General features: G+C 61.4%; 31 protein-coding genes and 2 pseudogenes. 18 read left to right on the top strand and 15 right to left on the bottom strand.

The features are described from left to right. Positions 1-13 precede the first annotated feature (13 nt). From ACOZJV_RS31170 to ACOZJV_RS31160, 3 genes are all read right to left on the bottom strand, one after another. Positions 14-2,260, bottom strand: coding sequence for a TonB-dependent siderophore receptor (locus tag ACOZJV_RS31170; RefSeq protein WP_421549273.1), 2,247 nt, complete (start codon positions 2,258-2,260; stop codon positions 14-16). A gap of 74 nt (positions 2,261-2,334) precedes the next feature. After that, positions 2,335-3,696, bottom strand: a complete 1,362-nt coding sequence (locus ACOZJV_RS31165; RefSeq protein ID WP_421549272.1) for a HAMP domain-containing sensor histidine kinase — start codon at positions 3,694-3,696, stop codon at positions 2,335-2,337. Further along, positions 3,696-4,397 (bottom strand): response regulator transcription factor, encoded by a 702-nt coding sequence (locus ACOZJV_RS31160; protein WP_078473336.1) that lies wholly within the window; start codon positions 4,395-4,397, stop codon positions 3,696-3,698. Before ACOZJV_RS31160 ends, ACOZJV_RS31165 begins: the two co-directional genes overlap by 1 nt. A 316-nt stretch (positions 4,398-4,713) precedes the next feature. Between ACOZJV_RS31160 and ACOZJV_RS31155 the strand changes: the two genes are divergently transcribed. The 3 genes and pseudogenes from ACOZJV_RS31155 to ACOZJV_RS31145 form a co-directional block, all read left to right on the top strand. Next, positions 4,714-5,046, top strand: a complete 333-nt coding sequence (locus ACOZJV_RS31155; protein WP_421549271.1) for a type II toxin-antitoxin system HigB family toxin — start codon at positions 4,714-4,716, stop codon at positions 5,044-5,046. Beyond that, a complete protein-coding gene (locus ACOZJV_RS31150) occupies positions 5,043-5,681 on the top strand; it encodes a helix-turn-helix domain-containing protein (RefSeq protein WP_421549270.1) in 639 nt (212 codons plus the stop codon). Before ACOZJV_RS31155 ends, ACOZJV_RS31150 begins: the two co-directional genes overlap by 4 nt. Before the next feature lie 55 nt (positions 5,682-5,736). Then, positions 5,737-5,949, top strand: a pseudogene (locus ACOZJV_RS31145) (nucleotidyltransferase family protein); the annotation flags it as partial. A 15-nt stretch (positions 5,950-5,964) separates the two neighbouring features. Here the strand turns inward: ACOZJV_RS31145 and ACOZJV_RS31140 are convergent. After that, positions 5,965-6,621 (bottom strand): TetR/AcrR family transcriptional regulator, encoded by a 657-nt coding sequence (locus tag ACOZJV_RS31140; RefSeq protein WP_421549269.1) that lies wholly within the window; start codon positions 6,619-6,621, stop codon positions 5,965-5,967. A gap of 97 nt (positions 6,622-6,718) precedes the next feature. Here ACOZJV_RS31140 and ACOZJV_RS31135 point away from each other — a divergent pair, with 97 nt between their 5' ends. The 4 genes from ACOZJV_RS31135 (at position 6,719) to ACOZJV_RS31120 (ending at position 10,157) form a co-directional block, all read left to right on the top strand. Further along, a complete protein-coding gene (locus tag ACOZJV_RS31135; RefSeq protein ID WP_421549268.1) occupies positions 6,719-7,381 on the top strand; it encodes a DAPG hydrolase family protein in 663 nt (220 codons plus the stop codon). Positions 7,382-7,636: 255 nt separating this feature from the next. Beyond that, on the top strand, positions 7,637-8,023 hold the full coding sequence (locus ACOZJV_RS31130; RefSeq protein WP_078473332.1) for a hypothetical protein: 387 nt from the start codon (positions 7,637-7,639) through the stop codon (positions 8,021-8,023). A gap of 243 nt (positions 8,024-8,266) precedes the next feature. Further along, positions 8,267-9,241, top strand: coding sequence for a hypothetical protein (locus ACOZJV_RS31125; RefSeq protein ID WP_421549267.1), 975 nt, complete (start codon positions 8,267-8,269; stop codon positions 9,239-9,241). A 427-nt stretch (positions 9,242-9,668) separates the two neighbouring features. After that, positions 9,669-10,157: a hypothetical protein gene (locus ACOZJV_RS31120; protein WP_421549266.1), complete on the top strand. Its 489-nt coding sequence runs from the start codon at positions 9,669-9,671 to the stop codon at positions 10,155-10,157. A gap of 209 nt (positions 10,158-10,366) precedes the next feature. On the opposite strand, the gene ACOZJV_RS31115 is transcribed toward ACOZJV_RS31120, so the two are convergent. Beyond that, complete coding sequence (locus ACOZJV_RS31115; RefSeq protein ID WP_421549299.1) at positions 10,367-11,077, bottom strand: hypothetical protein; 711 nt, start codon at positions 11,075-11,077, stop codon at positions 10,367-10,369. 161 nt (positions 11,078-11,238) lie between these two features. On the opposite strand from ACOZJV_RS31115, the gene ACOZJV_RS31110 reads away from it, so the two are divergent. The 6 genes from ACOZJV_RS31110 (at position 11,239) to ACOZJV_RS31085 (ending at position 15,563) form a co-directional block, all read left to right on the top strand. Then, positions 11,239-11,586: a hypothetical protein gene (locus tag ACOZJV_RS31110; RefSeq protein WP_421549265.1), complete on the top strand. Its 348-nt coding sequence runs from the start codon at positions 11,239-11,241 to the stop codon at positions 11,584-11,586. A gap of 174 nt (positions 11,587-11,760) precedes the next feature. Then, positions 11,761-12,408 carry a hypothetical protein gene (locus tag ACOZJV_RS31105; protein WP_421549264.1) on the top strand — a complete coding sequence of 216 codons (648 nt, stop codon included), beginning with the start codon at positions 11,761-11,763 and terminating at the stop codon, positions 12,406-12,408. Then, the gene (locus ACOZJV_RS31100) at positions 12,405-12,893 is read left to right on the top strand and encodes a surface-adhesin E family protein (protein ID WP_421549263.1); all 489 of its coding nucleotides are present in this window, start codon (positions 12,405-12,407) and stop codon (positions 12,891-12,893) included. Before ACOZJV_RS31105 ends, ACOZJV_RS31100 begins: the two co-directional genes overlap by 4 nt. A gap of 108 nt (positions 12,894-13,001) precedes the next feature. Then, positions 13,002-13,613 carry a hypothetical protein gene (locus ACOZJV_RS31095; RefSeq protein WP_421549262.1) on the top strand — a complete coding sequence of 204 codons (612 nt, stop codon included), beginning with the start codon at positions 13,002-13,004 and terminating at the stop codon, positions 13,611-13,613. A gap of 16 nt (positions 13,614-13,629) precedes the next feature. Then, positions 13,630-14,217, top strand: coding sequence for a hypothetical protein (locus ACOZJV_RS31090; RefSeq protein ID WP_201131715.1), 588 nt, complete (start codon positions 13,630-13,632; stop codon positions 14,215-14,217). Between the two features lie 176 nt (positions 14,218-14,393). Further along, positions 14,394-15,563: an alpha/beta hydrolase gene (locus tag ACOZJV_RS31085; protein WP_421549261.1), complete on the top strand. Its 1,170-nt coding sequence runs from the start codon at positions 14,394-14,396 to the stop codon at positions 15,561-15,563. 36 nt (positions 15,564-15,599) lie between these two features. On the opposite strand, the gene ACOZJV_RS31080 is transcribed toward ACOZJV_RS31085, so the two are convergent. The 6 genes and pseudogenes from ACOZJV_RS31080 to ACOZJV_RS31055 all read right to left on the bottom strand — a co-directional run bounded on the left by ACOZJV_RS31080 (position 15,600) and on the right by ACOZJV_RS31055 (position 19,708). Further along, positions 15,600-15,815, bottom strand: coding sequence for a hypothetical protein (locus ACOZJV_RS31080; protein WP_078473323.1), 216 nt, complete (start codon positions 15,813-15,815; stop codon positions 15,600-15,602). Positions 15,816-16,015: 200 nt separating this feature from the next. Continuing rightward, positions 16,016-16,750, bottom strand: coding sequence for an arsenical resistance protein ArsH (gene arsH, locus ACOZJV_RS31075; protein WP_078473322.1), 735 nt, complete (start codon positions 16,748-16,750; stop codon positions 16,016-16,018). Next, complete coding sequence (locus ACOZJV_RS31070) at positions 16,750-17,220, bottom strand: arsenate reductase ArsC (protein WP_421549260.1); 471 nt, start codon at positions 17,218-17,220, stop codon at positions 16,750-16,752. The genes arsH and ACOZJV_RS31070 overlap by 1 nt, the downstream gene beginning before the upstream one ends. Positions 17,221-17,229: 9 nt before the next feature. Then, positions 17,230-17,676, bottom strand: a pseudogene (locus ACOZJV_RS31065) (ArsB/NhaD family transporter); the annotation flags it as partial. A 10-nt stretch (positions 17,677-17,686) separates the two neighbouring features. Then, the gene (locus tag ACOZJV_RS31060) at positions 17,687-18,037 is read right to left on the bottom strand and encodes a metalloregulator ArsR/SmtB family transcription factor (protein WP_078473320.1); all 351 of its coding nucleotides are present in this window, start codon (positions 18,035-18,037) and stop codon (positions 17,687-17,689) included. A 135-nt stretch (positions 18,038-18,172) separates the two neighbouring features. Continuing rightward, a complete protein-coding gene (locus ACOZJV_RS31055) occupies positions 18,173-19,708 on the bottom strand; it encodes an FAD-dependent oxidoreductase (protein ID WP_421549259.1) in 1,536 nt (511 codons plus the stop codon). Positions 19,709-19,842: 134 nt separating this feature from the next. Here ACOZJV_RS31055 and ACOZJV_RS31050 point away from each other — a divergent pair, with 134 nt between their 5' ends. The 3 genes from ACOZJV_RS31050 (at position 19,843) to ACOZJV_RS31040 (ending at position 21,595) form a co-directional block, all read left to right on the top strand. Continuing rightward, positions 19,843-20,238, top strand: a complete 396-nt coding sequence (locus ACOZJV_RS31050) for a MarR family winged helix-turn-helix transcriptional regulator (RefSeq protein WP_201131712.1) — start codon at positions 19,843-19,845, stop codon at positions 20,236-20,238. A gap of 117 nt (positions 20,239-20,355) precedes the next feature. After that, entirely contained in the window at positions 20,356-20,769 is a 414-nt protein-coding gene (locus ACOZJV_RS31045) for a hypothetical protein (RefSeq protein WP_421549258.1), read from the top strand. A 199-nt stretch (positions 20,770-20,968) separates the two neighbouring features. Beyond that, positions 20,969-21,595, top strand: coding sequence for a LysE family translocator (locus tag ACOZJV_RS31040; protein ID WP_421549257.1), 627 nt, complete (start codon positions 20,969-20,971; stop codon positions 21,593-21,595). A 63-nt stretch (positions 21,596-21,658) separates the two neighbouring features. Here ACOZJV_RS31040 and ACOZJV_RS31035 read toward each other — a convergent pair whose 3' ends face one another. The 3 genes from ACOZJV_RS31035 to ACOZJV_RS31025 all read right to left on the bottom strand — a co-directional run bounded on the left by ACOZJV_RS31035 (position 21,659) and on the right by ACOZJV_RS31025 (position 22,578). Then, positions 21,659-22,024, bottom strand: coding sequence for a hypothetical protein (locus tag ACOZJV_RS31035; protein ID WP_421549256.1), 366 nt, complete (start codon positions 22,022-22,024; stop codon positions 21,659-21,661). Positions 22,025-22,122: 98 nt separating this feature from the next. Continuing rightward, complete coding sequence (locus ACOZJV_RS31030; protein ID WP_421549255.1) at positions 22,123-22,284, bottom strand: SMI1/KNR4 family protein; 162 nt, start codon at positions 22,282-22,284, stop codon at positions 22,123-22,125. A gap of 9 nt (positions 22,285-22,293) precedes the next feature. Further along, the gene (locus ACOZJV_RS31025) at positions 22,294-22,578 is read right to left on the bottom strand and encodes an SMI1/KNR4 family protein (protein WP_421549254.1); all 285 of its coding nucleotides are present in this window, start codon (positions 22,576-22,578) and stop codon (positions 22,294-22,296) included. A 256-nt stretch (positions 22,579-22,834) separates the two neighbouring features. Here ACOZJV_RS31025 and ACOZJV_RS31020 point away from each other — a divergent pair, with 256 nt between their 5' ends. Together ACOZJV_RS31020 and ACOZJV_RS31015 are read left to right on the top strand one after the other, a co-directional pair. Beyond that, a complete protein-coding gene (locus ACOZJV_RS31020; RefSeq protein ID WP_421549253.1) occupies positions 22,835-23,545 on the top strand; it encodes a phytanoyl-CoA dioxygenase family protein in 711 nt (236 codons plus the stop codon). Positions 23,546-23,600: 55 nt separating this feature from the next. After that, entirely contained in the window at positions 23,601-23,771 is a 171-nt protein-coding gene (locus ACOZJV_RS31015; RefSeq protein ID WP_078473313.1) for a DUF2986 domain-containing protein, read from the top strand. Positions 23,772-23,823: 52 nt separating this feature from the next. Here the strand turns inward: ACOZJV_RS31015 and ACOZJV_RS31010 are convergent, their stop codons facing one another. Beyond that, positions 23,824-24,519 (bottom strand): tRNA (adenine(22)-N(1))-methyltransferase, encoded by a 696-nt coding sequence (locus ACOZJV_RS31010; RefSeq protein ID WP_342032584.1) that lies wholly within the window; start codon positions 24,517-24,519, stop codon positions 23,824-23,826. Positions 24,520-24,958: the final 439 nt, after the last annotated feature.

Raw genomic sequence — 24,958 nt, 5'->3', positions numbered from 1 at the left:
TCTCGCAAACGGGTCAGAACGACGCGGTGAGGCTGGTGTAGAGCGTGCGCCCCGGTTCGTTGTACGTCGCGGCGCCGGCCCCGGCGATATTGGTCACGCCCTGGGCGTTGCCTTCGCGGTACAGGCGTTTGTCCAGCAGGTTGTCGACTCCGGCGGTCAGGCTCAGGTTGCGGGTCAGGGCGTAGGTGCCGCTCAGGCCGGCGATGGCATAGGGCGAGAGCTGATTGCTCGAGGTGCCGGTCACGGGGTTGCCGTGGTAGTCGTATTTTTTCGGAGTTTGCTTGCCATACCAGGCCACGCTCAATTGCAGCGACAGGTCCTGGGTCGCCTGCCAGTCGAGCATCGAATTCAGGGTGTAGCGCGGGGTCACCGAGAGGTAGTCGCCGGTCTGCTTGTTTTTCGATTGCAGCATGTAGGTGAAGTTGTTGTTCCAGGTCAGTTGCTCGGCCAGGGGCAGGGTCAGGGTGCCTTCCAGGCCTTCGACCAGGGCCTTGGGCACGTTTTCCCACTGGTAGACCGCGGCGTTGGCATAGGCCCCGGTGCCACCGCTGGCGCTGCCCACGGAACCCAGGCCCGACTCCACCTTGTTCTTGTAGTCATTGCGGAAGTAGGTCAGGCCCGCCACCACGCCGTCGGCCTTGTACTCCAGGCCCAGCTCTTTGTTGACGCTGGTTTCGGCCTTGAGGTTGGCGTTGCCTTGCAGGTAGCAACTGGTGGTCTGCCCGTAGCAGCCCTGGCCGCGGCTGTAGAGCAGGTAGTCGGGGTTCAACTGGTAGAGGTTGGGCGCCTTGTAGGCGCGGGCAATGCCGGCCTTGAGGGTCACGCTGTCGCTCAGGGCGTGGGACAGGTTCAGCGATGGGCTCCAGTTGTCGCCGACCACGCTGTGGTGATCGAAGCGCAGCCCCGGGGTGAGCATGGTGCCGGGCAGCAGCTCGATATTGTCCTCGGCGAACAGCGAGAAAATCTGCGCCGAGGAATCGGTGCTGCGGCCGCTGCTGGTCAGGCCGCTGACGCTGCCGCCTTCGCTGGTGCTCTGGGTGTTGGCGCTGGGGTCGTCGAGCTTTTGCTGGACCCACTCGCTGCCCAGAGTCAGGGTCTGGTCGACACCCGCGTGCAGCGGCAGGTTGACCTCGCCGTGGGCGGTCAGGTCACGCAGCACCGCGGTGTAGAAACCGCTGTTGCTGAAGATGCCTTCGGTGCCGCCGGCCAGGCCTTCGTTGATCCGGCTGTTGCGGGTCTTTTCGTATTGCAGGTAGGCCATGGAGCTACCGAAATCCCACTCGCCGCGATGGGTCAGCGAGTAGTTTTCGCGGTAGCTGCGGTTGGTCTCGTGGCCCAGCAGGCTCTTCACCGTGGCGTTGCTGTTGGTGTTCTGGGTGTCGCCGGTGTAGAGGTTGCCCTGGCGGCTGAAGCCGGCTTCGAAGTCCAGGGTCTGCTCCGGAGTCAGGTGCCAGCTGAGCAGGCCGTTGAGGTCCTTGTTGCGCACCCCTTCGCGGCCGGCGGGCAGGGTGCCGGCCTGGTTGCCGGTGCGCGCCGACTCCTGGCCGGCGTTGATGTCGGTGTCGTCCTCATCGGTCTTCGCCACATTGCCGTAGACCCGGTAGCTCAGGGTGTCGGTCAGCGGGCCATTGAGGCCAAAGCTCATGCGCTTGGTCGCGCCTTCGCTGCCGTGCTGGGGAAAGGAGGTGTAGACCGTGGCATTGCCGTGGGTCTGGGTGCCGGCCTGCTTGGTCACGATATTGATCACCCCGCCTGCCGCGCCGTTGCCATAACGCGCCGCCGCCGGGCCACGGATCACCTCGATGCGCTCCACCTGGTCGGCCGGCACCCAGTTGGTGTCGCCCCGGCTGTCACGCTCGCCGCGCCAGCCGTAGCGCACCGAATTGCGGCTGCCCACCGGCTTGCCGTCGACCAGGATCAGGGTGTTTTCCGGGCCCATGCCGCGAATGTCGATCTGTCGGTTATTGCCGCGCTGGCCGCTGGTGGAGTTACCGGTCAGATTGACCCCGGGCATGGTGCGGATGATCTGCGACAAGTCGTTGGCCGGCGGGCGCTTCTTGATGTCTTCGGCGGTAATCACCGACACCCCGGGTGCCTGCTTGGTCTCCTCCTTGGCGGTGGCGACGATGCTCTGAACCGGCAGTTCCAGCCCCGGTTGCGGGACGTTCTCGGCCTCCACCGCGGCGTGCACGGCCAAGGGCAGCAGGCAGCAACTGGACAGCAGGAAAGGGGCGAAAGGACGCAGCGAAGGGAACGACATCGGTGATCTCCGGAAGTCAGCCTGAAACAGGAAGGTCACGAATGATAATGACTGCTATTTGAGAGTAAAGCGCATTAACTTTCTAAACACTTCGGCTCCGGCGCCGCCGGCAACAGCAGGTGCATGCACAATCCCGGCGTGCCATTGCTGGCCCACAAGCGCCCCTGTTGCAGCTCGATGGCGCGGCGGGCGATGGCCAGTCCCAGGCCGAAACCGTCGCCGCTGGCCGACTCCAGGCGCTGATAGGGCAGGAACATACGCTGCAGGTCAGCTTCGGCGACCCCCGGGCCCTGGTCTTCCAGGCACAGGTGCCAATACGCGCCTTCACGCCAGCCCCGCAGGGTGACCTGGCCGCCCTCGGGGGAATAGCGAATGGCGTTGCGCAGCAGGTTTTCCAGGGCCTGGGCCACGCTGTCCAGGTGCACCTGCACGCAGCAGTCGGTGCCCAGCAGGCAGCGCAGACGCTGCGGCGCCCAGCCGCTTTCAAAGCAGGCATCCTCGCGCAGGGCCTCCCACACCGAGAGCATCAGCACCGGTTCGCTGGGGCGTTGCGGGCGTTCGGTGTCGAGCCAGGCCAGGTCCAGGGTGTCTTCCAGCAGGCGCTGCATGTCGTTGATTTCCCGGTCCAGGCGCTGACGCAGGTGCTCCGGCGGCAGCGGGCTGTCATGGGCAATCCGCAGCCGCGCCAGGGGCGTGCGCAGTTCATGGGACAGGGTACGCAGCAGCAGGCGCTGCTGGCCCAGGCTCTGGCGCAGGCGCTCGGCCATATGCTCCAGGGCCTGGGCCAGTTCGCCCAGCTCGTCATGGCGATTGACCAGCGGCGTGCCCAGGCCCTCGCTCTCCAGGTCATCGGCGCGCAGCGCGTCGGCCCGGTCCCGCAGGCGATTCAGCGGCAGCACCAACTGCCGGTACAGCAACAGGCCGAGCAGGGCCGCGAGCAGGGTCGGCATCACCCCGTGGCTCAGCACGTGGGTCCAGGGCGTAAGGCCACGGGGCAGCAGGCGCTCCGGCAATTGCAGCACCAGTTGGCCCTGCGCCGGCTGCTCGGGGAAGGCGATGCTGACGTAGGGCAATTCATCCTGCAGGCGCCGGCTCATCGGCCAATCGAGCTTGCGCATAAAGGTCAGGTGGCGGTAATCCTCGGTGTCCAGCGGCGTGGTGCCGAGGCTCTCCAGGCGTGGGCCGAGCACGGCGACCCAAGTGTGCTCGCGGTCCGCCAGCTGCTGGCGAAACGCCTCGACGCCGGCGCTGCCCTGGGCGCGCCAGATTGCCTCGGCCTGCTGCGCATACTGCGCCAGGTACAGGCGGTCTGCGGGCTCCAGGAAGTAAGTGCGACGCTCCGCCGACAGGCCCCAGATCCAGATAATCCAGGTCAGCAGCAGGCAAAAGCTGATTTGCAGCAGCGCCAGTTTCCATAACAGCGGATGACGCCGCATCAACTGCGCTCCGTGTCCACCAGGATATAACCTTGGCCGCGCACGGCCTGGATCTGCAAATGCTGGGCGCCAATCGCCGCCAACTTGCGCCGCAGGTTGCACACGTGCACGTCCAGCCCCCGGTCGAGCCGGGTATAGATGCGGTGCAGCACGCTCTGGTACAGAAAGGCCTTGCTCAGCGCCTCGCCGGGGTGCTCGTGCAGGGTCACCAGCAAGCGGTATTCGGAGTCGGTCAGCCCGGCGTATTGGCCCTGCTGGCTCACATCGCGCGCCAGTTCGTCAAAATCCAGGCTGCCCAGCGCCTGGGGCAGCGCCCGCGCCGCCTGGGGCTGGGACCGCGCGGCGCGGCGCAACAAGGCATCGGCCCGCGCATCCAGCTCGGCCAGGCTGAAGGGCTTGGGCAGGTAATCGTCGGCGCCCCGGGTAAACCCGCTGATCCGATCCTGCTCGGCCCCCAGGGCCGACATCAGCATCACCGGCAAGTCCTGGTCGCTGCGCAGGGTTTCAAGCAAGGCCAGGCCGTCCATGCCGGGCAGCATGATATCCAGCAACACCAGGTCAAAATGCCCGGCACGCGCCGCCGCCAGGCCCTGGGTGCCGCTGTCGCAGGCGGTCACGGAAAAACCGCGCTGGCAAAAGTGCAGGTGCAGGTCGTTGCGCAGGCGGGCGTCGTCTTCGACCAGCAGCAGATGAGGAGTCATGGTGGGTAGATGCTTAAATGAGAATGCTTAACATTTGTGGATGATGCATGAAAGGGCCGGGGCTGTGCAATTGCCTGTGGGGATGTGCCGCAGGGGGAGGGGGCGATAAGGAAATAAGCTGCGACGGTTTGCCGGTTGTCCGCTCCAGCCACGGCACTTACGCTGCCGCCACTGTAGATGTTGACGCTTGCCAACGCTGGGCAACAGCCCAGGTGATCCTCGCGCAGGGCAAGTCCTTTACGCTTCAGGCAGTCGACGAACAGTAGTTGTTAAAAAACACAACCAGAGTAGCCTGGGTTTATAGACAGGGAAGCCTATGGACGTTCTCATACCATCACGTTTCGACGATGCAGCGATTTTGTATCCGAACGACAAAGCCGGGCTTGATCGTTGCCTTCGCCTTTTACGAATGGCACGCCCGAAAGAATTCGCGGACCTGCAAGCGCTTTTCGGTCCGCAAGGGGTCGACCTGTTCAAGCCAAGAGCGGCCATGAATTGGGTCGTGATCGACGTAGGCGGCAATAACCTCAGGGTGCTGGGCGGGGTCAACTACACCCGGCAGAAGTTCTACGTCAAACACATCTACACGCATGCCGACTACGACGTTGCCAGCGCCTGGTATGCCAGAAACAAAGGGGTAAAACGATGAGCGCAGCCCGCAATGACCTTCAAACCGTGATCGCAACCCTGGGCGAGCTGCACGCGGTGCTGGAACGCCTGCGCAGTGAGTTTGTGCACGGCATCAAGACCCCCGCTGACTATGAGCGGGCGACTCACCTGCTCGATGAACTCACCGACGGGCGTGAACTGAGCAAGGTCGAGGAAAAAATCCTGGTCGAGCTCGAGGACGAAATCCTGGCCTACCAGCGCGACGCCGAGCAGTTTCGCGAATCGAACGCCGCGTTTGCGGCGACTTGCACCCCGGTGCAGTTGATCAAGGACCTGATGGAAAGCCTCGGGCTCACCGGCTCGGACCTCCCTGAAATTGGCGATAAAACAGCGGTGTCCAAGGTGCTCGCTGGCGCGCGGCCCATCAGTCACAAGATGGCGTACGCGCTGGCAGAGCGGTTTTCGATGGAACCCGGGGCTTTCCTGTCGGCCGCCTCGGGAAAGGCCGCTCATCCCGAAAGCATTCGGCCCAAGCCCAAAAAAACCTCAGTGCATAACCGCTTTCGCAACACGCCGTCGACCTTGCGCCCAGAGAAACCCGCCGACAACAACGAGTACCAACAGGTGGCTTCCAAAAGCCATCGACAGCCAAGTAAAGCCCAGCCCCGGGGCTAGGCAGGCATCTGCTCGGTATGGCCTCACTCGCCAGGAACGCTCGGCGCCTATCACCTTCTATTTCGATGATGACCTGTCATGGGAGGCCGAAAACGAAGTCACCCACTCGGCTCAACAGCTCCGCAAAGATCTGGATGCCACTCTCGAGGTCAGGAATCAGGCTCGGGTCCATCTGTGATTCAGCCAGCGTTTTGGCCGGCCGTATTCGCAATTGCAGTCGGCCAGTGACGGTATCGATCGTTACCTGATTGCTGGAACCTGCATCGGCCGTGGCTGAACAGCGCTAGCGGCACGCCGCTTTCAGGCTGAACGCCTGCCCCGACAGCAACTGCATGCAGCCCTCGATCTGGCTGGCCACGGTAGCCCTGTCATCCGCCAGCTCCAGGCCCAAGGCCCTTCTGCGCAAGGGTTCGGCGATCACCAGCGATAAAATCATGCGCGCCAGCACCTGGGGTTGGGCGATGGTCACCAGGCCCCTGGCCGCCTGCCTGCTCAGCCAGTTGGCGAGGAGCAGGGTCGCATGCTCGATGCCATTGGCCTGGTAGGCCTCGAGGGCCAAGCTACGCTCCGCAAAGTCCTGGGTCAGCAGCTTGAACAGCCCGACCGCATCGTCGCTGAGCGCCCTGTCCGCCACCGCGCCCAGCAGTCGGCCCAACACGGCAAGCAAATCGTCCGCCGCGAGCGGGTCTTCGTCGAACAGATCGGCAAACCCCTGGGTCCAGGAACCAATCACCAAGCCCACCAGCTCACTTCGGTTGGACGCGAAGCGGTACAGGGTTTTTTTCGCCAGGCCGCAGTGCGCCGCGACGGCTTCCATGGTGGTCGCGCTGTAACCCTGGCTCAGCAGCAGGCGCGTTGCCCCGCTCACGATTAGCTCGACTGTCTGTTCCTGTGAGCGGGCCGGCCGCCCGCGTTTTGCCGGCTGGATGTCATTGCTCATAAAGGCTCCTGAAGTGGCGGGCGGACTTTATCATCGGGTAATTGAGAAACGCTAAGCGTTTCTATAATAATGCGACCTGACCTAAAAGGAGCACGGCATGAAATCTTCCACCTTGGCGACACCCTGGAGCGACCATTCGGCCATGCTGTCGCCGACGCCCCTGCACCTTGAAATGGGCATTACCCGGCTGCCCGACGGCTGCCTGATGGTCTGCGTGCACAATGAGTTGCGCGGCTGCAAAGGCAAAATGCTCGATTGGTGGTTCACTTTTTTTGAAACCACCGAGCACATCAAATGGTGGCACCCCTACGACCATATCGAGCACAAGGGCTGGGACGAGCAGTGGGTCCGAGGGGTCAATTACATCGGGGCGACCATTCGCGCCGTGGAGTCCCTGGGGGATATCCCGCCCGTGGAGGCCACCCTCAAGTTCCATGACCCCCGTGATGTCTTTGCCGACCCGGCGCTGCGCGAGGCCTTCCGGCGCGAGCATGTGTCCGCCATCATCTGCGCCAGAATCGGTTTTGGCGCGGATGTGGAGCTTGACCCGAACGGCGACCCGACCGATACCGGATGTGTGCTGCGCAGCCGCTTCATCCTTGGCCGCTCCTGCCGCGATCCGCGAGCCGAAGTACCGGATGAACTGGGCCTGGGGCTGCTTCAACATTGCTACTCGGAGTTCAGCTACCTTGCGGCGTTTCTGCCAGCACTGTTCCTGGCCGAGACACGCAAGGACGCAAGCCCATCGTTGCGCTGGTAAGCCGGGTTGCGTACCCAGCCCCATCGCTCAGGCAGTGGGCGCTGAAGGGGGATAAGGAAACAAGCTGCGACGGTTGGTCGGTTGTTGGGTTTGGGGCTCGACACTACCCTGGCGCCATCGCTGAACACTTGGCGCTCGGGCCGGAGACACTGAAGAGATACGGGAACACGCAGTTCCCGCTGTGCAGGCTCCTACGCTGGAGAGCCTGAGGGCTACAGGCGAATGGGCCGGTGAGAAGATCCATGAGGCGGGAAAATGAGTTTGAACGTTGTCGACAAGCTACTCCTGTCCGTTGCCCTCATTGATCTGGCAGGGATTTTTCTTTGGATTGGGGGCTGTTTGTACCTGGCTTATACGAAGATGGATTTGATGTTGGAACACCTGAAAAATTGCTCAGCCATCATGACGCGTGCTCCGCTTCGACATGCTGGGCCTTGGGGAAAGCTTCTGCTCGTAGGTGGCATTGCGGGAATAGTTACCTTCCCTGCGTTTTATTTGAAAAGGGGCGAGCTAAGTTCCGAAGATTTAGCCCACTTTCCAGCGTCCCTTAAACGCAAGCTGGCAGTGTTGCACTGGAGCGTGATTGGGCTGCTATTGGTAATGGTCAGCTTTGGTGTGGCGGTTAAATCAGGTTCTGTTTAGTGCTGCTGAACACTGAAGTGCCCTTGTTTCATAAGCGCATTTGACTGGCTTCATTCGGCCACTGGCTGACGTTCACCCTACGGCAGCTCCGGCCAGGAGCGGTCCGTGGCAGCCTGGTCCGAACATGCTGACGATCACTAGGCTGATAATTTCTTCCAGCCAAGCGATTTCCGCGCGTGGTCGCGTGTCACCGGTTGGCACGGAGTGTCACAATTGCGCCCCCTTCAATCTCGAGCGCTCTCCATGTTTCGTCCAGCCCTGCAGATCGTCGCCGTGCTTGTGTCCTGGGTGACCGCCACCGCGGCGCTGGCCGACCCTCAGTACTTCCACAAGACCTTCGCCGGCCGCATCGGCGATCGCCATGGGTTTACGATGAATCTCAAGAATGTCGACGGCAGGCTGACGGGAAGCTATCGCCCTGCCGGCAAGCGCAATGATCTCTACCTGAGCGGCGAGATCGACCCATCAGGGACCTTTACGATGAGCGAGTTCGGGAGCGCGGGCCAACGCACCGGCACCTTCACCGGCATGCTGGTCAGTGACACGCTCGACGGCAACTGGGCCTCGGCCGATGGCAACCGGCGCTTGCCCGTTTACGCGCATCAGACCTCGGAAATCATCATGGGCTCGAAGCGCGAGATGCTCACGCAGGCGATCGGCACTTACGCGCTCGATAGGGTCAGCGGCGTGGGCTGCCCCAGCGGTGTGTGGGAGTCGTGGCGAGACAAGGGCCGATGGAAGTCGAATTTCTCGGTCGTCGAGGATGGGCACGTCGAGGTCTCGGACGTGAGTCTGACACGCGAGGATCTGCACCGGCTTAACAGCATGACGGTCAACTTGGACACCTCGCTCGCCACGCGCCTGAGCGTCGATGGCAAGGTGCTGCTGTCGATCCCGTACCGCGACGCTGGCATGCAGTACGAGATCAGCCAGCCCCGCGACGCTGGCATGAACTACCAGATCAGCCAGCCTCCCAACAGCGTAATGGAGGATCACCTGAAGACGCTGTCGCCCGCCACCAGCGTCTATAACGAGCATCTCTACCTGCTCGCCCGCGACGCGATCGATTTCGCGCCGGCAATGGCGGGCAATTATCTGTCCAATGAAGTGGGCGTCGTGACGGTCAGCTACGCCGTCGTCGGCAAGACCTTCGATGTCTACCTGCGGGACGACAACGGCTGCAGCGGTACCGTGTTCTCCTTCCGGCGCAAGGGCTGATGAAGGCGATGCTTCACTAGGGGGTTCAGGGCCTCAATGCCGTATCGCAACAGATAAAACAGTGACTCATACTTCATGTTTTTGATTTTGTTTATGCTGATTCGATAATGCCACTGTAAACAGTGGCGCAAGTAAGTTTTTGAGTTATACAAGTCTCCATTATATGCCGCGCCATACTAGGTAGTTCGGTATTGGCCGCCTATAGCACATCTGTGCTATAGCATCGATTCATCCCGCCCACATAAGCTGTATAAGCCCAACACAGTAGCCAGTACGCACGCGGAATCTACTCCAATGTCAGATTTGATGTGCGCCTGCGTGTCTGTCTGCAGTGAAAACCAATAAGTCGATTGATTGCACTCTGCTGGTGAGCTTCCGTGAACTCGGTCGGACTTGAACAATTCTGAACACACCTCAAGGTGAGTCTATGCGCTTAAAATATATGAATAAACTCAGAGTCGTATTCGCACTCTGTTTGCTGACTGGGGTATTGGGAGGCTGTGCAAATACCGGCGACTTGATGAGTTCCTTGAACCCGGGGGCACAAAAATACGACGCCGTTTACCTGAAGAAAACCATTGTTTCGGGTAAAACTACCAAGACTCAGGTGCAGCAATTGTTCGGGGCTCCGGCAGAAGAGCAACTTGATTCGGCGAGTCGCAGCAACGGCTCCAATTGGACCTACAATAAAAGCGAAGAAGGTCTGGATAAATATATGGCCTTGGCCAACAAATATGTCTCGAACGATGCAAGAGCGAAGTTGTATGACGCTTCGGCGCAAGTGTCTAAAGCCCAGGGTGTCGCCAATGATGTCGGCAGTGTGGCCAGCGCTCAAAACGGTCATGGCCAGGCCAAGGGATCTCGGTTGATTATTTACTTCGTGAATGACGTGGTGGATAACTACAAACTTTATTGATGCATCCCACTTCAGATAAGACCGCGGCGTAGGTTGACGCCTGAACACGCCAAGCGGTTCGCTTGTCGATATCAAGGGGGACGGCATCCAGTGATGCGTCCCCTTGCCGACTTTGCCGAAACAACCAGGCACTGTAACGGTGGCAAACACAGCGTCAGTGCGTCCGTTAACCAGAAGAACTGTTCTCCGTGCTTCAGGACGAGAGATGTTTAGTTGGCGCGAGTCTCATAGCTCATCTTGATCATTTCAACGACCCGCTCTTGCCCATCGCTGCCAGAGCGACTGGCTGACTTGATTGACTGCCCGCGATACGGCCCCTCGGCAGCAAACCAGTTTTGGACGATGACCTTCTGTATCGGTTGATCGCCGGACATTGGTCCTGTGGAAACTTCATTAGTGAAGCGACAGGTCTCGAAGGTCCCGAGCGGCGTCTTGATCGTTTCACGCCCGTTGTATGTCAGCTTTTCTGTCACGTCGAAATCAATCGTTGCGGCGCTGCTGACGACCTGGCTCTTGTAATTGATAGTGACTGTCTGCCCAGGTTGAAAATCTACCGGGGTGGCGGCGGGAGGGTTGTAACGTGTCGTGGTCAATGAATCGCCGACGCCGTGCCGATCACCATAACGAATCAACTTGCCGTCCTTGATTTGCGAAAAAGTAGTGGTGAGAAACACCGGTGCACTGTTCATGAACGTGGTGTGTGATACCGCCACCGGATTGGTTCCTGCAAAGTCTTTTCGACCCAAGGTTTCAGACTTGTTGCGACTGGGCACCGGCGACACGTTATCGCGACTTTCATATTCCACTACGGTGCCTGTTTGGAAATCCGCTTCGTTGGTGCACGGTGCCGAGGAGCCTGTCGCGCCAACCGCTGCGGCGGTCCATGTAGAGCCCGCAACAATCAACGAGCTTAAAACCATTTTTCTAGTGGTTGAACTTTTCAAAAAACAGATCCTTTTCAAGTTCCATCAAGGGGTTTAAATAACGTAGAAGCTGGGCGTCGAGGACGGAGTGACAGCTGAGCAGATGTGATCCCAATGTAAAGCGCCAGGCAATAGGGCAGATGTACTAATGCGTTATCTTGAGGAACTACGCGGCGCAGGTGTTAGTACATCGCGCTGAGCGCGAAGTCTGGATTAATTTGTGCGGATACTCTGTCTGCGGACTGCTTATTGCCGAAGTCAAATCGCTTCAAATTACGACGAGCCTGTTTTTGGCCCGTGAACTGAAAGCTCCGATAATTAAACCCGGTCAAGTTGAATTGCATGGACACGTTGCTACTGACCTGGCCCGCGAACTTACTGATTCACAGCCAAAGATCGAGCAGGTATTGCTGCTGCTCATGGGAAATACAGCAGTGTGGCCAGGTGATCTGCTGCCGGCTTTGGTGATGCAGACCCGATGGGCGACACGCCACCGAAGCGGGTAACGCGAAAACCGCAGGGCCGAGCTGGTCAAGCTGCCCCTCGCTCGAACATCCATCGCTTGCCGTTATCAGCCTCGTAGTACAGCAAACAACCCCCACCCCCACACAAATTTGTCCCAACGCCATCACCGGTTTAAAGTCGCCTATTTTTCCGCCCCATCAGGAAGCCTCCACCCAATGGATCTGCCGCGCCTTTTTCCCCGTGCCACCGCCAAGCCATTGCTGGCGCTGCTGCTCGGCTTCTGTGCCAACAGCTCAATGGCCGCCAACCTTACTGAAAGCCTGACCCAGTGCCAGCCTGCATTCTTCAAAACGCTGTACAGCCAGCGCGGCGAACTTGCACGGGTAGTGAAACTGGCCCAGGACGACAAGCGCGGCCTGGCCTGGGTGCCGGTGGCTGACCGGCGTGAGACGCAAACTGCGCTTCAGCCGTTCTCCAAGCCCCTCGACGATCAGGGCCTGCGCCTGACCGGCTATTACGATCGGGTGTTTGATCTGGGGGTGATGGGCACCTACTACTTCTGGGGTTTTGAGGTCGATGCCAGCCGTGAGGCGATCATGGCCGCGTTGCCCCAAGCGGGTTGGCAGGAGGCGGGGGAGTACTTTATTTCTCGGCCGCAGATCAAGCTCAGTGCCGATGTGCCATGGCAGGACAACCCGGCAGCGGCTTCGGGCATTGCCCCGGCACCGGGTTCGGCGGAGAAGATCCTGATGCTCAGCGTTGAAGAGGGCAAGACCCGGTTGCTCTGCTCGTTGCAGGGCAATGTGGATGCACGATTGCTGCAGCAGGAGCGACCGGATATGGCGAAGGGGGCTGGCCAATGAACCGGCTTTGGTGCTTGAGCGCGGTGCTGCTGTTGGGCGGTTGCAGCCATAGTGGTGTGCAGCAGGCGCCGGTACCGCAAGCGCCGCCGGCTGCGCCTTTGGGCATGTTCAAGGTGGTGGAGAGCCCGGAGCTGGCCACTTACTTTGCGGCCAATTCCTTGGGCCTGTATCAGAACAACCCGCAGTTGCGGCAGTTCTATCTGGTCAACAACTACACCAAGCCGGCGCAACTCAGTGGTAAACCGCCGATCAACAGTTCCCGCGCGATCCGGGTGATCAACTGTGAGCGCGACGAAACGGCGCAGTTTGGCCGGGTGTATTTTTCCGAGCCCTTTGCCCAGGGCGTCGAGGTCATGCGCAAGGAGGAGGTCCCGCAATGGGCCGGCTTCCCCCGTCAATCGCTGCTGGGCGAATTGCGCAATATGGCCTGCGGCATCGACGCGGCGCGCCTGGGTGCGCCGCCGTTCAAGGCCCCAACCCATTAACGATGCGGCCGCAGCCCGGCCGCGCCACGTTCTCCCGAGTTTTTTCCTAAAGTTCGCGGCCCCCGGGTCGAGACGTTGATGTTGTTTGCCCATTAATAAGGAAGTTTTGTGTTGAAAACCTTGCTCAAGGCCGCGGCCCTTATCGCCACGTTGTCGATGACCGGCTGTGTTTCCTACAACGTCACCGGGCCGGTTGGCGCACAGCCGCACCAGGCCCCGGTCACCAGCCCGCGCACCGCGCAACTGGCCGATGTGGTGGTGTCCGCCCCCGGTATCGATGAAGCCACCCGCACCGCCATCAGCCGCTCGCTCACCAGCCAGCTCAACCAGTACGTGAAGGCCGGCGCCTATTTCAATCAGGTCAGCGAATACCCGACGCGCCTTGGTGAAAACGACGTGGTGCTGAAATTCAACATGACTTCCCTCAAGGGCCATCGCGGGCCGCATCCGGGTTACTTCCCCGGGGCGCTGCTGACTCTGACCATCTGGATTTGGGTCAACGGGCCGATCTACGTCGACAGCTTCGACCTGGCCGGCGACCTGGTCGTGGTCGACCGCGACGGCAAGGAGTTGGCCAGCAGCAAGCAGCAGCTCAAGCTGGAGCGCAATGTCGGCCTGTACGGGCGTGAATACTGGGCCCCGACCATGGGCGCCAAGCAACTGACCGAACTGGTCTCGCAGTTGCTCGACACCGCCACCGCCCGTTTGCCGAAACAGTAAGTTCAAGGAGCAACCTATGTTGGGTTCCATCAAGCACGTCCTGGTGCTGGCCGCCGTTTTACTGAGCGGCTGCGTGTCCTATTCGCAACACGAACTGACCCCGGTCAAGGCCTGGCCACCGACCGCTGAAGCGCCGGCGCAAAAGCCCAGCGCCTTTGTCCGCACCACTGCCATGAATCAGGTCAACGGCGGACCGGCCAATGCCGCTGGCGGTACCCCGGCCGTGGCTTGGGAAGCAGCAGTGGCCGATGCGTTCCGCCAGTCCGGGCGCTTTAGCCGGGTCAGCACCGACAAGGTCGATTCGGACCTGTACGCCGAAGCCACCCTGTACAACAACGAGCAGTTCAACATGGCCTCGGCCATCATCACCGGCGCGACCTTCTTTATCATTCCGAGCACGGCGAAAAACACCTTCACCCTGGAAACCGTGTTCAAGGACAAGGACGGCAAGGAAGTGGGGCGTATCCGCAAAAGCGAATCGGTGCGCACCTGGATGCACTTGCTGCTGATCGTGACCATTCCGTTCCAGCAGGACACCCGTGAGGTGGTCCAGGAACTGGCCCGCAGCACCCTGGAAGAAGCCGTGCAACGCCGCCTGTTGTAGGCGACGCACACGCAGCATTGATGCAACTGCAACGCCGCTGGCCGGGTCCGGGCCAGCGGCGTTTTTTATTGCCCACGGGTCCGGCTGCCACACCATCTTGATTGGACACCCGTGGCGTATTTCTATTAAATCCGCGGGCTGTTTTTCCTCAGCCCACACCCCGGGAACCGATACGAATGGATGCGATCGTGCGCATGTTGTTGCTGGCCGCGCTGGCTGTTTTGAGTGCCTGCGGCAGCGGGGGCAGAGGCCTGCAGGACGGCGAGGGCACTTATGACCCGTACCGGCAGCCCCCTGTCGATGGGGCGGCCATTGGCACCTTGCCCAAGGACGCGGACCCGGCGCGCAATCAGTTCGTCGATAAGATGACCGGCATCGTCACCGTGTTTTTTGCCAGCAACCGCAATGTGCTGTCCGCCACCGGTTGCGTCGATGCCTTGGGCACCAAGCGCGGCAAGGCCCTGGTCTACGGCTACTGTCATGTGAAGATCCCGTTCGACCACAAGACCGGAGTGGTCGAGACCCCGTCCTGGTTCAAGCTCGAGTGGTCGGAAAATCCGGATAAGCATGTCTCGATCCTCGGCGGCGGCATTGTGCCCAAGGCCGAGTTTGAGCAACTGATCAGCCATCGCCTCAAGGAAAACGGCTCCAGCTTCATCTACGTGCACGGCTACAACGTGGCATTTGAAGACGCCGCGAAACGCACCGCGCAGATGGCCTACGACCTGGACTTCAAAGGTGTGCCGGCCTTCTACAGCTGGCCCTCGGCCGGCAGGACCGAAGAGTACGTGCCCGACGAAGCCGCGGTGGAGGCGGCCAAGACCAAGTTCTACAGCTTCCTGGTCGACTACCTGAAACAGCCCCATGTGAAAAAGGTCTACCTGATCGCCCACAGCATGGGCAATCGCGCCGTGGCCAGCAGCCTGGTGACGCTGAACCTGAAGCACCCCAAGCTGCGGAGCAAGATCAAGGAAGTGATCCTGGCGGCGCCGGATATCGATTCCGATGTGTTTGCCGATGAAATCGTCCCCGGCATCAGCCCTGCCAAATGGCCGGTAACCATGTACGTCTCGGACAAGGACCTGGCCTTGCTGGCCTCCAAGACCTTTCACAAATACCCGCGTGCGGGTTTTGTCTCGGACAACCTGCTGGTGGTGCCGGGCATCGATACGGTCGACGCCAGCCTGATCACGACCGACTTTCTCAGCCACTCGTACTACGGTGATTCGACCACGCTGATTTACGACATCTACAACATCATCAACACCGGCAAGCGCCCAGGGCAGCGGCGCAAGCTGGCGCAGGTGAGTGATGCCAATGGCGTGTATTGGCGCTTTATGCCTTAGCCCGGGTGGGCTGTTGCGCAGGGAGCCGGGGACGGCTCAGACCCTGCGCAACAGCTCCAGCTCGCTCCATTTCGGGGGCAGGTGGTGCTCGCGCAGATAGTCGGCCACATCCAGCAGCGGCTCGCCGAGGGTGGTCACATCCACGGTTTTCCACAGCGAATCGCACTCGGTGCAGGCGATGACTTGGGCGCCGGTGCGTTTGACCTTGAGCAGCACCAGGTCTCCGTATTCACCGCAGGTAGGGCAATGCATTCAGGGCTCCTGAAAGAGGGGGGGGGCTGGCTAATGCCAGTCAGTTAAGGACGATCGCTGTACTCGTGGCGAGGGAGCAAGCTCCCTCGCCACAGGTTATTTTGTGCTCGCTCTATCGCTTAACTGATCGGCATTAGGGCGCTGGCTATCTTACGCGGTGCGCGGGCGCTGAGTGCAGGGCTTGAATCGGCCCGGCAGGTTTAGAGGACGCGTTGGTTGACCCGCGTGGAGAGCGCTTCGGCGCTTTCCTTGCGTTCGGAGTAACGATCCACCAGGTACGCGGCTTTGCCACGCACCAGCCAGGTGAACTTCATCAACTCCTCCATCACGTCCACCACCCGGTCGTAGTAGGGCGATGGCTTCATCCGCCCGCTCTCGTCGAATTCCAGAAAGGCTTTGGGCACCGACGATTGGTTGGGGATGGTGACCATGCGCATCCAGCGCCCGAGCACCCGCAGCTGGTTGACCGTGTTGAAGGACTGCGAGCCACCGCACACCTGCATCACGGCCAGGGTCTTGCCCTGTGAGGGGCGAACGGCTCCCTGCGTCAGGGGAATCCAGTCGATTTGCGCCTTGAACACCGCCGATATCGAGCCGTGGCGTTCCGGAGAGCACCACACCTGGCCTTCGGACCACAGCACCAGGTCGCGCAATTCCCGGACCTTGGGGTGATCCTCGGGGGCGTCATCGGGCAGTGGCAGGCCGGAGGGGTCGAAGATCACGGTCTCTGCGCCCATCCATTGCAGAATGCGCGCCGCTTCCTGGGTCAGCAGCCGACTGAAGGAGCGCTCGCGAGTCGACCCGTACAGCAGAAGAATGCGCGGCTTGTGCTGGGGCTGCTCGGGCGGCACCAACTTTTCAGGGCCGGGCACGTCGAGCAGCGCGAGGTCCAGGCTGGGGCAGTCGTCTGGGGTGTCGTGGGTGAACGCTTTCATTACAGGTCTCCGATGCGGTTCAACGCCAGTTTCAGCTCCGCTGGGCCGAGGGCGTTGAGATCGAGGGCAAAAAACGCCGTCAGGCGCTGGCGAATGTGGATGACGGTGGCGTCAAAAGCGGCCTGGATTTGCTCGGGGCTACCCGTAACCTCGGACGGGTCGGCCAAGCCCCAATGGCTTTTCAGGGCGGGCCCGAAGTACACCGGGCAGGGTTCGCCGGCAGCCTGGTCGCACACGGTGATCACCACCTCGGGCGGGTGTTCGGCGAAGCTGTCGGAACCCTTGCTGAAGAGGGCCGAGGTATCTGCGCCCAGGGCCTGCAAGGTGCTCACTGCGCGCGGGTTGAGGCGCCCGCTCGGCATGCTGCCGGCGCTTACGGCGCTCAGGCCTTGGGGGGCCATAAGGTTGAACAGGCCTTCGCACAGCACGCTGCGGCAGCTATTGGCGGTACAGATGAACAGGACTTTCATCAGCGTTTCCTAGGCGTGGAGGCTCAGGCGCAAGGCCCGTGCGGCCAGGTTCACGAGCAGGATGGGAAGGGTGAGGATGCTGCCGATGGGCGTGATCTTAGGCCCCAGGTCAGCGCCGATAATGTTGGCGTAGATCATGGCCTGCCGGATCAGGCCGCCGGCCTCGCTGCCCTGGATGGACAGCGCGCCGATCAGCACGCTGGGCATATTGTTCATGATGCAGGAGAGCGGCGCCGCGGTGACCCCGGCGCCCAGGGTGGCGGCCCACAGGCCGTGGGCGGCGAAGCTGTCCAGAAGCGCCGCGAACGTATGGGTCAGGCCCGCGATCACCAACAGGATCAGTGCACAAGCCGCCGCGACCGCGCTGATGGAGATGCCCAGGGGCTCAAGGGCAAACAGCCCGAGTAGCAGCGTGAGAGCGAAAATTGAAGCCGCGATCAACATCGGACAGTCCCGGGTCGAAGAGTCAGCAGCAGGTGGCTGCGCGCACAGGGCGGCCGGGCATGGACGCCAGGCGCTCGCTGTCGCCGTCGGCCCAGGCTCGATGGGCCTCGAGGGTGAGGCTGAGCACGTCGTTGACCCACTGCGGCAATTGCGGGTGCAGGCGGTAGTAAATCCACTGGCCCTGACGGCGGTCTTCCAGCAGCCCGCATGTACGCAGTTGCGCGAGATGGCGGGAGACTTTCGGCTGGCTGTCATCCAGTGCCCAGATGAGTTCACAGACACAAAGCTCACCCTGGGCGCAGAGCATCAGCATGATCCGGCAGCGGGTTTCATCGCCGAGGCACTTGAAGACAGCGGGAGGCAGCAGGTTCATGGGTGTGTCACCTAATATGCGTTTTTACGTATATGCGAATATACATATGTAATAAATCAGGCGCTAGGAGCGATTCAGGGGCATGCGTTCCTGCCCGCTCGACCTTGAGCAGCACAGGATCGCCTTGCGCGGTCCTCAGCCTGTGGCCTGGGTCTCCTCGCCATTGCCGGCCGTGGCCGCTCCGAGGCCGACCTGCTGCAGGTAGTTTTCCAGGGCCTCGACCGCGCTGTGGTTGATGATTGCACCGATGTAGCCGTCCGGACGTATCAGTAGCCAATCGCCGAGGGCCGGGGCGTAGGCCTGTTGCCAGTGCCCCTGATCGTCCAGCACGTCGCCGCGCGGACCGACGCTGTGGATACGCAACCCGGGCCGAGGTCGCACGGCGCTGCGCTCCAGGCCATGGCCAAGCAAGGTCCAGTGCGGGCCCTGGAATAGGTTAAACAGCCGCGAGCGGTGCCCGGAGGCGCTGCGTATCGGTGCATCGGGGGCGCGGTCGCCGGCTGCCACGCCCAGGGTGCGACTGGGCTGCTGCAGCGCGAGGGTGGACTGCGGGTAACCGATATCCAGCTGCTGCACGTCGCGGCCGCGCCGTATATCGCCACGCTTCTGGGCCTCCAGCAGGTGGGTCGCCAGGCCGAGCATCGAGGCGGCGATGGGGCGCCGTTCTTCCTCATAAGTATCCAGCAGCGACTGCGGCGCGCCATGGATCACCGCGGCCAGTTTCCAGCCCAGGTTGTAGGCGTCCTGCACGCTGGTATTCAGGCCCTGGCCACCGGTGGGCGGATGAATATGCGCCGCATCTCCCACCAGAAACACCCGGCCCACACGGTACTGATCGGCCAGCCGCGCATGCATGGTGTAGGCCGAGGCCCAGGACACCGCGTGCACGTGAATATCGTCGCGCCCGCTGCGCTGCGCCACCAGTGCCGTCAGGCCGTCGGCGCTGAGGTCGATCTCGCCTTCCAGGGGGATCGGGCCCTGGATCTGCAACTGATCGGTCCCGGCCAGCGGGCAGAGCGAGATCTGCCGCGTCATGTCGCCATCGCCGAAACGGTGCCAGTAGTCGCGAGACAGCCCCGACACCTGCACATCGGCCACCACGGCGCGCACGCCAAGGGTCTTGCCCGGAAAGCCGATCCCCAGCTCATGGCGCACCAGGCTGCGCCCGCCATCGGCGCCCACCAGCCAACCCACGCGCAGGGTCTCCTCACCGTTTTTGCCGGCCAGGCGCACGCTGACCCCGTCGGCATCCTGCTCGAAACCCAGTAACTCGCAGCCCCACTGCGGCTGCTGCCCCAGTTCAAGCAGGCGCTCGCGCAGCAGCTGTTCGGTCAGGAATTGCGGCAACATCAGCGGCTGTTGATAGGGTTCGGCAGGGGTAGGGGCCTGGTGCTGGATGACCTCGGCGTCGGTATGGCGGCCATCGTCGTGATAGCGGCGCTCAGGCGGATAAGCGTCCGCGATGGCGCAAATCCGCTCGAGGATGCCGATATCCTCGAAGACCTCCAGGGTCCTGGGCTGCAACCCCTTGCCGCGTGACCCATGAAACGGCTGCGGGGCTTTTTCGATCAGGCGCAGGGAAATGCCCCTTCGCGCCAGATCAATCGCCAACGTCAAACCGGCAGCGCCCGCGCCGCAAATCAACACCTGAACAGCGAGTGGTTGTTTCATAATCCGCTCCAAAGCGTGCAAGATGCACATATTTGAGCGAGGGCAAAAGCGTGTCAACAAATAAAGTGCAAAATACACATATTAGTGCTCAGCTCCGCGAGCTTCACGGCGCGCTGGTAGAAATCGTCGGCGTCATGAACCGCCCCCAGCGCGACGAGGCCATGGTCCGCGAAGCCGGGATCTCCCTGGACCGAGCGCTGTTCCCGCTGCTGGTGCTGGTGGAGCGCCTGGGGCCGATTGGCGTGGTCGAACTGGCCGACCGCGTGGGCCGCGACTACACCACCGTCAGCCGCCAGGTCGCCAAGCTCGAAAGCCTGGGCCTGATCGACCGCCAGGCCAGCGCCGCCGACCGCCGCGTGCGCGAGTCCGTCATCACCGCCAAAGGCAAAGCCATGACCGACCGCGTGGATGAGGCGCGGGAGCGGATCGGCCTGGCGATCTTCTCCACCTGGGAGGAGCAGGACGTGGAGAATCTGGTGCGGCTGATGAGCAAGTTCGCGCAGGGGATTAAAGGAGATGGGGTGGAGTAGGGGTTTTAGCGCAGAGGGGTAGCAGGGGCGGGCGGCAGCGGCTGTTGTCCGCCAGAGGCGACCATTGCGGCGATACCGTACGATGCATGCCTACCGGCAGATCATCAGGGTTAATCCATGCAATTCCATGGTTTCGTGTTCGGGCATATCGAGGTCGAGATTCACGGCCGTGCGTACGATTTACATAACTTCTACCAAGCCACTGCCATCCATTACGACATCGTGAATCGTTTGGCTGTACTTGGCTTTACTCGACGAACTGAAGCCTGGGTGCCGACGGAAGAAGCGCGGAAAATCACCATCAGCTTCCATGAGGTTGACTACTTTTCAGCGAGTGGAGCAGATGAAAACCAGGTGGGCGACGACAGTCGAGTTATACAGTCGATTGGCGTGGTGGAGTCCGATGCCGAGACAAAAACCTGCTACCTCACCGATACCATTCATCCAGATCATCATCTTGTCCTGCGCTTCGAGTCTGGTCTGACCCTACGAGTACAAGCCGCTGAAGCACGGTGCGAGGTTGCCTTTTGACGGGTGGAAAATCACGCCCCGCAACTTCCGTTTTGGAACGATGGCGCGCAACAGTCTTAAACCTGCATGACCGCTTTTGTCCGCTAACGGCCTTTGACCAATGACCGCATCCGACCCACCTCTGACCTGGACACAGCGTTTGCTTTCGAACTGCACTTCAGGATAACTGTGGTCCCGCCCTGCCTTTAGGTGACTCGTGATGTTTGACCTGGCCTCTATCGTGACGTACGTAGCCGTCGTTATCGGTCTTTTCCTGATCCCCGGCCCCGCCGTGCTGTTGGTGATCACACGCACCTTGCAGGGCGGACGCAAGGTTGGTATTGCCACCGGGCTGGGCGTCGCGACGGGGGATCTGATCCATACGCTGAGCGCTGCGCTGGGGCTGTCGGCGATTCTGATGACGTCTGCGCTCGCGTTCAATGTGGTGAAAACGGCGGGTGCCTGTTACCTGATCTACCTGGGGGCGCGTGCTTTTTTTGCTCGATCGAGAACTACTGGGAGCATGCCATTGGCGGATGTGGCCTCGCGCCAGGCCTTTTTCCAGGCGGTGGGCGCGGAGGTCCTGAACCCGAAAACCGCGATTTTCTTCCTCGCATTCCTGCCGCAGTTCATTCACCCGGAATCGGGTTCGTCCCTGAGTCAATTCGCGGTGCTGGGCTTGATTTTTTCGGGGCTCAGTGCGGTTTATACCAGCCTGCTTTCAATCGCCATTCGCCCCTTGAGCCAGTGCCTCAAGGGCCTTTCAAGGCTGCGTCGCTGGGAAGGCAAAATCATCGGCACGCTGTTTGTCGGGCTCGGGGTGAAAGTGGCTTTTCAGCAGCAATAAGGCGGGTTTGGCCATGAGCGGAAGCGCACCGGGGCGGTCCGTCCGCTCGGGGGAACAACCACCTCAGATCCGAAAGGTTTCCGCGCGCGGGAGTTGGCTGTTGCGGCGGAACTCGTTCTCCCAGTAGGCCACCCGGTCCGCAGTCGTGTTGTGGGTGGCGAGTTGGTCTGCCAAAGCCGATTGGCAAATGACAAGCCCCTGGTCAGTGAGGCGATAGCCTTGATCCACCTCGATCAGCCTGCTTTTCTGGATCCAGTAGCCCAGCGCACGCTTTTTCAGCAAAAACTCCAAGAGGGGTTTTGACATGGCAATCAGTGAGAGCTGATCACTTCGCTGGGCAATTCGAAAGGCGGCGACAGTGTAGGCGCGAACCTCGGCAGGGGCAGAGGGGAATACATCAGGCGCAAATAACTGAAGAGTGGGGGGCATGATCGATCCTTGAAAACGCCAAAGGCTTGGGGGCAGAGCTTTTGACTCTAGCAAGCTTGCCTCAAGCGGCAAGTTCTTCGTCAGCGTGACCCGCAGTTTCAGCGCTCCTCTTGCAGCATGCCCAGCAAGCTGCTGAATGAATCTGCCACCTCAAACAGGCCGTCCGGCAGGCCCAGTTCATGAAAATAGAACACCACCTTGGGGAGCAGCGAGTTCTCGGAATAATCAAGGCACAGGTAGTCACCGCCACCGCCCACCACGATCGGCAGCTAGTGCTCGGGAAGCTGATGATGGGTTCGCAATGCCACCAGCGCGTTGATGATGTTTTCCGAGCTCTGTAGCGGATCCAGGGTCAGCAGCATGCCGAAGCCGATGCCCCAGGGCTCGCCGTTGACGTTGATCGACAGGGTTCGGTCCTTGGGTTGCCCGCCGTGAAAGCGCTTGACGCATTCAACGTAGTCGCGGGGCAGGGTGAAGCGCAGGACTTTCTCGATGCCGTCAACCAACTCATCGGCCAAGGGTTCATGGGCTTCTGAAAATACATGCCACTCCATAGCAGGGCCTCTGGTCGATCATTGAATGTCGGGGCGCTATTCAAACATTTATCAGCGACTGCCAGCAGCCAGGGCCGTGAGCGGGGCGGCTCTTTTCTGCGTGCCGCCCCGGCGGTTGTTATTACCCCCATCAATCGCGGTGCTTATGTGCACGGGTAAAACCTTTGCTTTATCATCCTGCGCCTATTGCCCGCGGCGCCTGCCGTGCTCCGGGCCGTTGTGCAGGACGGGTTACGGCAAGGGAGTCGAGCACGCGATGACTGACCGCGAGCAATTGCACCGAGAGGGTTATGTGCTGCTTCGCCGAGCGATCCCGGCGCAGTGGCTGGATCAGCTGCGTGCCGTGTTCGACGCGGGCGTAAAGCCCTCGGAACAATGGCCGGTGCCCAGGGGCAGGGACTGGCGCCATTCGCAGCTGGACACCGATGCCTGCGTGCAGGCGCTGTGTCGTCTGCCGTCGATGCTGGCGGTGGCGGGGGAGTTGATTGGAGAGCGGTTTTTCCTGTCCCAGGTGGAGGGGCGAGAGCCGTTGAAAGGGGGCGGGCATCAGCTGCTGCACCGCGACCTGTCGGCGCAACGACCAGGGGACATTGCCAATGCCCTGGTGTATTTCGACGATTATGGGCCCGCCAACGGTGCAACGCGGATTGTCCCCGGCAGCCATCGGCCTGAGCCGGGAGCGCCGCCTTTTGACTTTAATGACGAGTCTCGCTCGGTGCAGCTTGCAGGTTCCGCGGGTGATGTCCTGCTGTTCGACGTCGACCTGGTGCATGCGGGCAGCCTGAACATCAGCGGTGCCCGTCGCCGTACGCTGTTGATCAGCTATTTTTCGCAGTCGCTTTACGCTTCACATCAGCAGACCGCGAGCCTGCGCAGTATCCAGATGGACACGAGTGAGCGCTTTGAGCCTGGGGATTTTCCCTGGCGGGCGCCAGCGGCTGACTGGGTGCCAGTGCCCACGGCTTGAGCGACCAGGCGGGGCGGCCATTTCATTCAAAAATTGTAAGACCGAGTAGAAGCCTATGAATCGTCGTAAAAAAATCCAGCAGCTGTTAAAAGCTCACGCGAAAAAGGCCAGTGCCAAATTGGCGCCTGCCAGCAAGTCGAAATACATCAGCAAGGCTGACCGCCTGAAGCTGGCGGCTGAAGCCGATCAGGATGCAAACCTGGCCGCCGACAGCGAGTCTGTGTAGATGGAGCAGGGCTTCACCTTGCTGACGCGGTTGCGCGCAACCCCCAGAGATTTCACGCCAGCAGTTCGGTGATCCACTGCGCCTGGCGGGCGACGTCCTGGACCTTTTCCTCGGGCACCGCCTGTTGCGCCCGGGCAAAGTCGGCCAGGGTCTTGTGCTTCTGGCGCAACCTGCGCTGCCACTTGAGCAGGAACGCCGGGCTGCGGGCCTGCATGTGCAGCGGGCCGAAGTACAGTTCCCGGGCGCTGTAGCGCACCGGCTTGTCGCGCTCGGCGACGATGATTTCGTAGTCGAAGCGGTTTTCCTGCAGCACTTCCTCAGCGAGGATGCGGTAGCCATTGTCCATCAGCCATTGGCGCAGTGGCGGCTCGCCGCCGTTGGGTTGCAGGATCAGCCGTTCCTGGCCGTTGAGGTGGGCCTTGCCGCAGTCGAGGATGTCGCGGATGGTCTCGCCGCCCATGCCACAGATGCTGATGGCAGTGATCCCGTCCCGCGCCTCGATCGCCGCCAGGCCGTTGGCCAGGCGCACAGTGATGAGCGATGTCAGATCGTTCTCGCGTACTGTACGTTCGGCAGCATGGAAGGGGGTCAATGCCACCTCGCCGGCCACCGCCGCCGAGATCGCGCCACGGCGCATCAAGGCCACCGGCAGGTAGCCGTGATCCGAGCCGATATCGGCCAGGCGCGCTCCGGCGGGCACATGCGCCGCCACGCGCTCAAGGCGCTTGGACAATGTCTGTTGGTTCAACGGCAACCCCTTTTCAGCACGAGCGTCCGGCAGCGTTGGCCGGATCGGGGCGCGATTGTGGCGGGCAATGCCGGGTATTTCAAATTCAGGCGACCGGGGTCATGGCGTTGTTCCAGGGGCATGCAGGCCCTCAGCACTCCACAATCCAGGTCCGCCAGCAACCCGGCACCGGCCCGCTGCCGTAATAGGTGGCCATCAGCTCGTTGGGGATATTGCCCGATCGCGAGCTGCGCGAGCGAGTCAGGGACGGCAGGGCGCTCCGGTTTTTAAGCGCCAGGCCGCCAAGGGGCAGGGGTTGGAACAGGCTTGAATCAGTCAGGGTGCCTCGGGGGAGATGAGCAAAGGCGACACATTCACTTATTCGAATGGATGAATATGTGGCCGGCACGCGTCGTGATGGCGACCTCCTTCGCTGGTGCAAGATCCGCCTCAACGTCCC

The sequence above is a fragment of the Pseudomonas sp. QD4 genome (genome assembly GCF_049199125.1).
Classification (GTDB): domain Bacteria; phylum Pseudomonadota; class Gammaproteobacteria; order Pseudomonadales; family Pseudomonadaceae; genus Aquipseudomonas.
This window is presented reverse-complemented; position numbering and strand designations above follow the sequence as displayed.

Bases quoted from the DNA above. Each gene is read 5' to 3' on its own strand.
- ACOZJV_RS31080 (WP_078473323.1), bottom strand. From the start codon at position 15,815: ATGCATTGCCCTACCTGCGGTGAATACGGAGACCTGGTGCTGCTCAAG.
- ACOZJV_RS31040 (WP_421549257.1), top strand. From the start codon at position 20,969: ATGTTTGACCTGGCCTCTATCGTGACGTACGTAGCCGTCGTTATCGGT.
- ACOZJV_RS31100 (WP_421549263.1), top strand. From the start codon at position 12,405: ATGAACCGGCTTTGGTGCTTGAGCGCGGTGCTGCTGTTGGGCGGTTGC.
- ACOZJV_RS31125 (WP_421549267.1), top strand. From the start codon at position 8,267: ATGTTTCGTCCAGCCCTGCAGATCGTCGCCGTGCTTGTGTCCTGGGTG.
- ACOZJV_RS31020 (WP_421549253.1), top strand. From the start codon at position 22,835: ATGACTGACCGCGAGCAATTGCACCGAGAGGGTTATGTGCTGCTTCGC.
- ACOZJV_RS31085 (WP_421549261.1), top strand. From the start codon at position 14,394: ATGGATGCGATCGTGCGCATGTTGTTGCTGGCCGCGCTGGCTGTTTTG.
- ACOZJV_RS31060 (WP_078473320.1), bottom strand. From the start codon at position 18,037: ATGAACCTGCTGCCTCCCGCTGTCTTCAAGTGCCTCGGCGATGAAACC.
- ACOZJV_RS31155 (WP_421549271.1), top strand. From the start codon at position 4,714: ATGGACGTTCTCATACCATCACGTTTCGACGATGCAGCGATTTTGTAT.
- ACOZJV_RS31135 (WP_421549268.1), top strand. From the start codon at position 6,719: ATGAAATCTTCCACCTTGGCGACACCCTGGAGCGACCATTCGGCCATG.
- arsH (WP_078473322.1), bottom strand. From the start codon at position 16,750: ATGAAAGCGTTCACCCACGACACCCCAGACGACTGCCCCAGCCTGGAC.
- ACOZJV_RS31150 (WP_421549270.1), top strand. From the start codon at position 5,043: ATGAGCGCAGCCCGCAATGACCTTCAAACCGTGATCGCAACCCTGGGC.
- ACOZJV_RS31160 (WP_078473336.1), bottom strand. From the start codon at position 4,397: ATGACTCCTCATCTGCTGCTGGTCGAAGACGACGCCCGCCTGCGCAAC.
- ACOZJV_RS31070 (WP_421549260.1), bottom strand. From the start codon at position 17,220: ATGAAAGTCCTGTTCATCTGTACCGCCAATAGCTGCCGCAGCGTGCTG.
- ACOZJV_RS31140 (WP_421549269.1), bottom strand. From the start codon at position 6,621: ATGAGCAATGACATCCAGCCGGCAAAACGCGGGCGGCCGGCCCGCTCA.
- ACOZJV_RS31035 (WP_421549256.1), bottom strand. From the start codon at position 22,024: ATGCCCCCCACTCTTCAGTTATTTGCGCCTGATGTATTCCCCTCTGCC.
- ACOZJV_RS31115 (WP_421549299.1), bottom strand. From the start codon at position 11,077: ATGGTTTTAAGCTCGTTGATTGTTGCGGGCTCTACATGGACCGCCGCA.
- ACOZJV_RS31025 (WP_421549254.1), bottom strand. From the start codon at position 22,578: ATGGAGTGGCATGTATTTTCAGAAGCCCATGAACCCTTGGCCGATGAG.
- ACOZJV_RS31165 (WP_421549272.1), bottom strand. From the start codon at position 3,696: ATGCGGCGTCATCCGCTGTTATGGAAACTGGCGCTGCTGCAAATCAGC.
- ACOZJV_RS31120 (WP_421549266.1), top strand. From the start codon at position 9,669: ATGCGCTTAAAATATATGAATAAACTCAGAGTCGTATTCGCACTCTGT.
- ACOZJV_RS31045 (WP_421549258.1), top strand. From the start codon at position 20,356: ATGCAATTCCATGGTTTCGTGTTCGGGCATATCGAGGTCGAGATTCAC.
- ACOZJV_RS31170 (WP_421549273.1), bottom strand. From the start codon at position 2,260: ATGTCGTTCCCTTCGCTGCGTCCTTTCGCCCCTTTCCTGCTGTCCAGT.
- ACOZJV_RS31050 (WP_201131712.1), top strand. From the start codon at position 19,843: ATGAACCGCCCCCAGCGCGACGAGGCCATGGTCCGCGAAGCCGGGATC.
- ACOZJV_RS31130 (WP_078473332.1), top strand. From the start codon at position 7,637: ATGAGTTTGAACGTTGTCGACAAGCTACTCCTGTCCGTTGCCCTCATT.
- ACOZJV_RS31015 (WP_078473313.1), top strand. From the start codon at position 23,601: ATGAATCGTCGTAAAAAAATCCAGCAGCTGTTAAAAGCTCACGCGAAA.
- ACOZJV_RS31105 (WP_421549264.1), top strand. From the start codon at position 11,761: ATGGATCTGCCGCGCCTTTTTCCCCGTGCCACCGCCAAGCCATTGCTG.
- ACOZJV_RS31055 (WP_421549259.1), bottom strand. From the start codon at position 19,708: ATGAAACAACCACTCGCTGTTCAGGTGTTGATTTGCGGCGCGGGCGCT.
- ACOZJV_RS31090 (WP_201131715.1), top strand. From the start codon at position 13,630: ATGTTGGGTTCCATCAAGCACGTCCTGGTGCTGGCCGCCGTTTTACTG.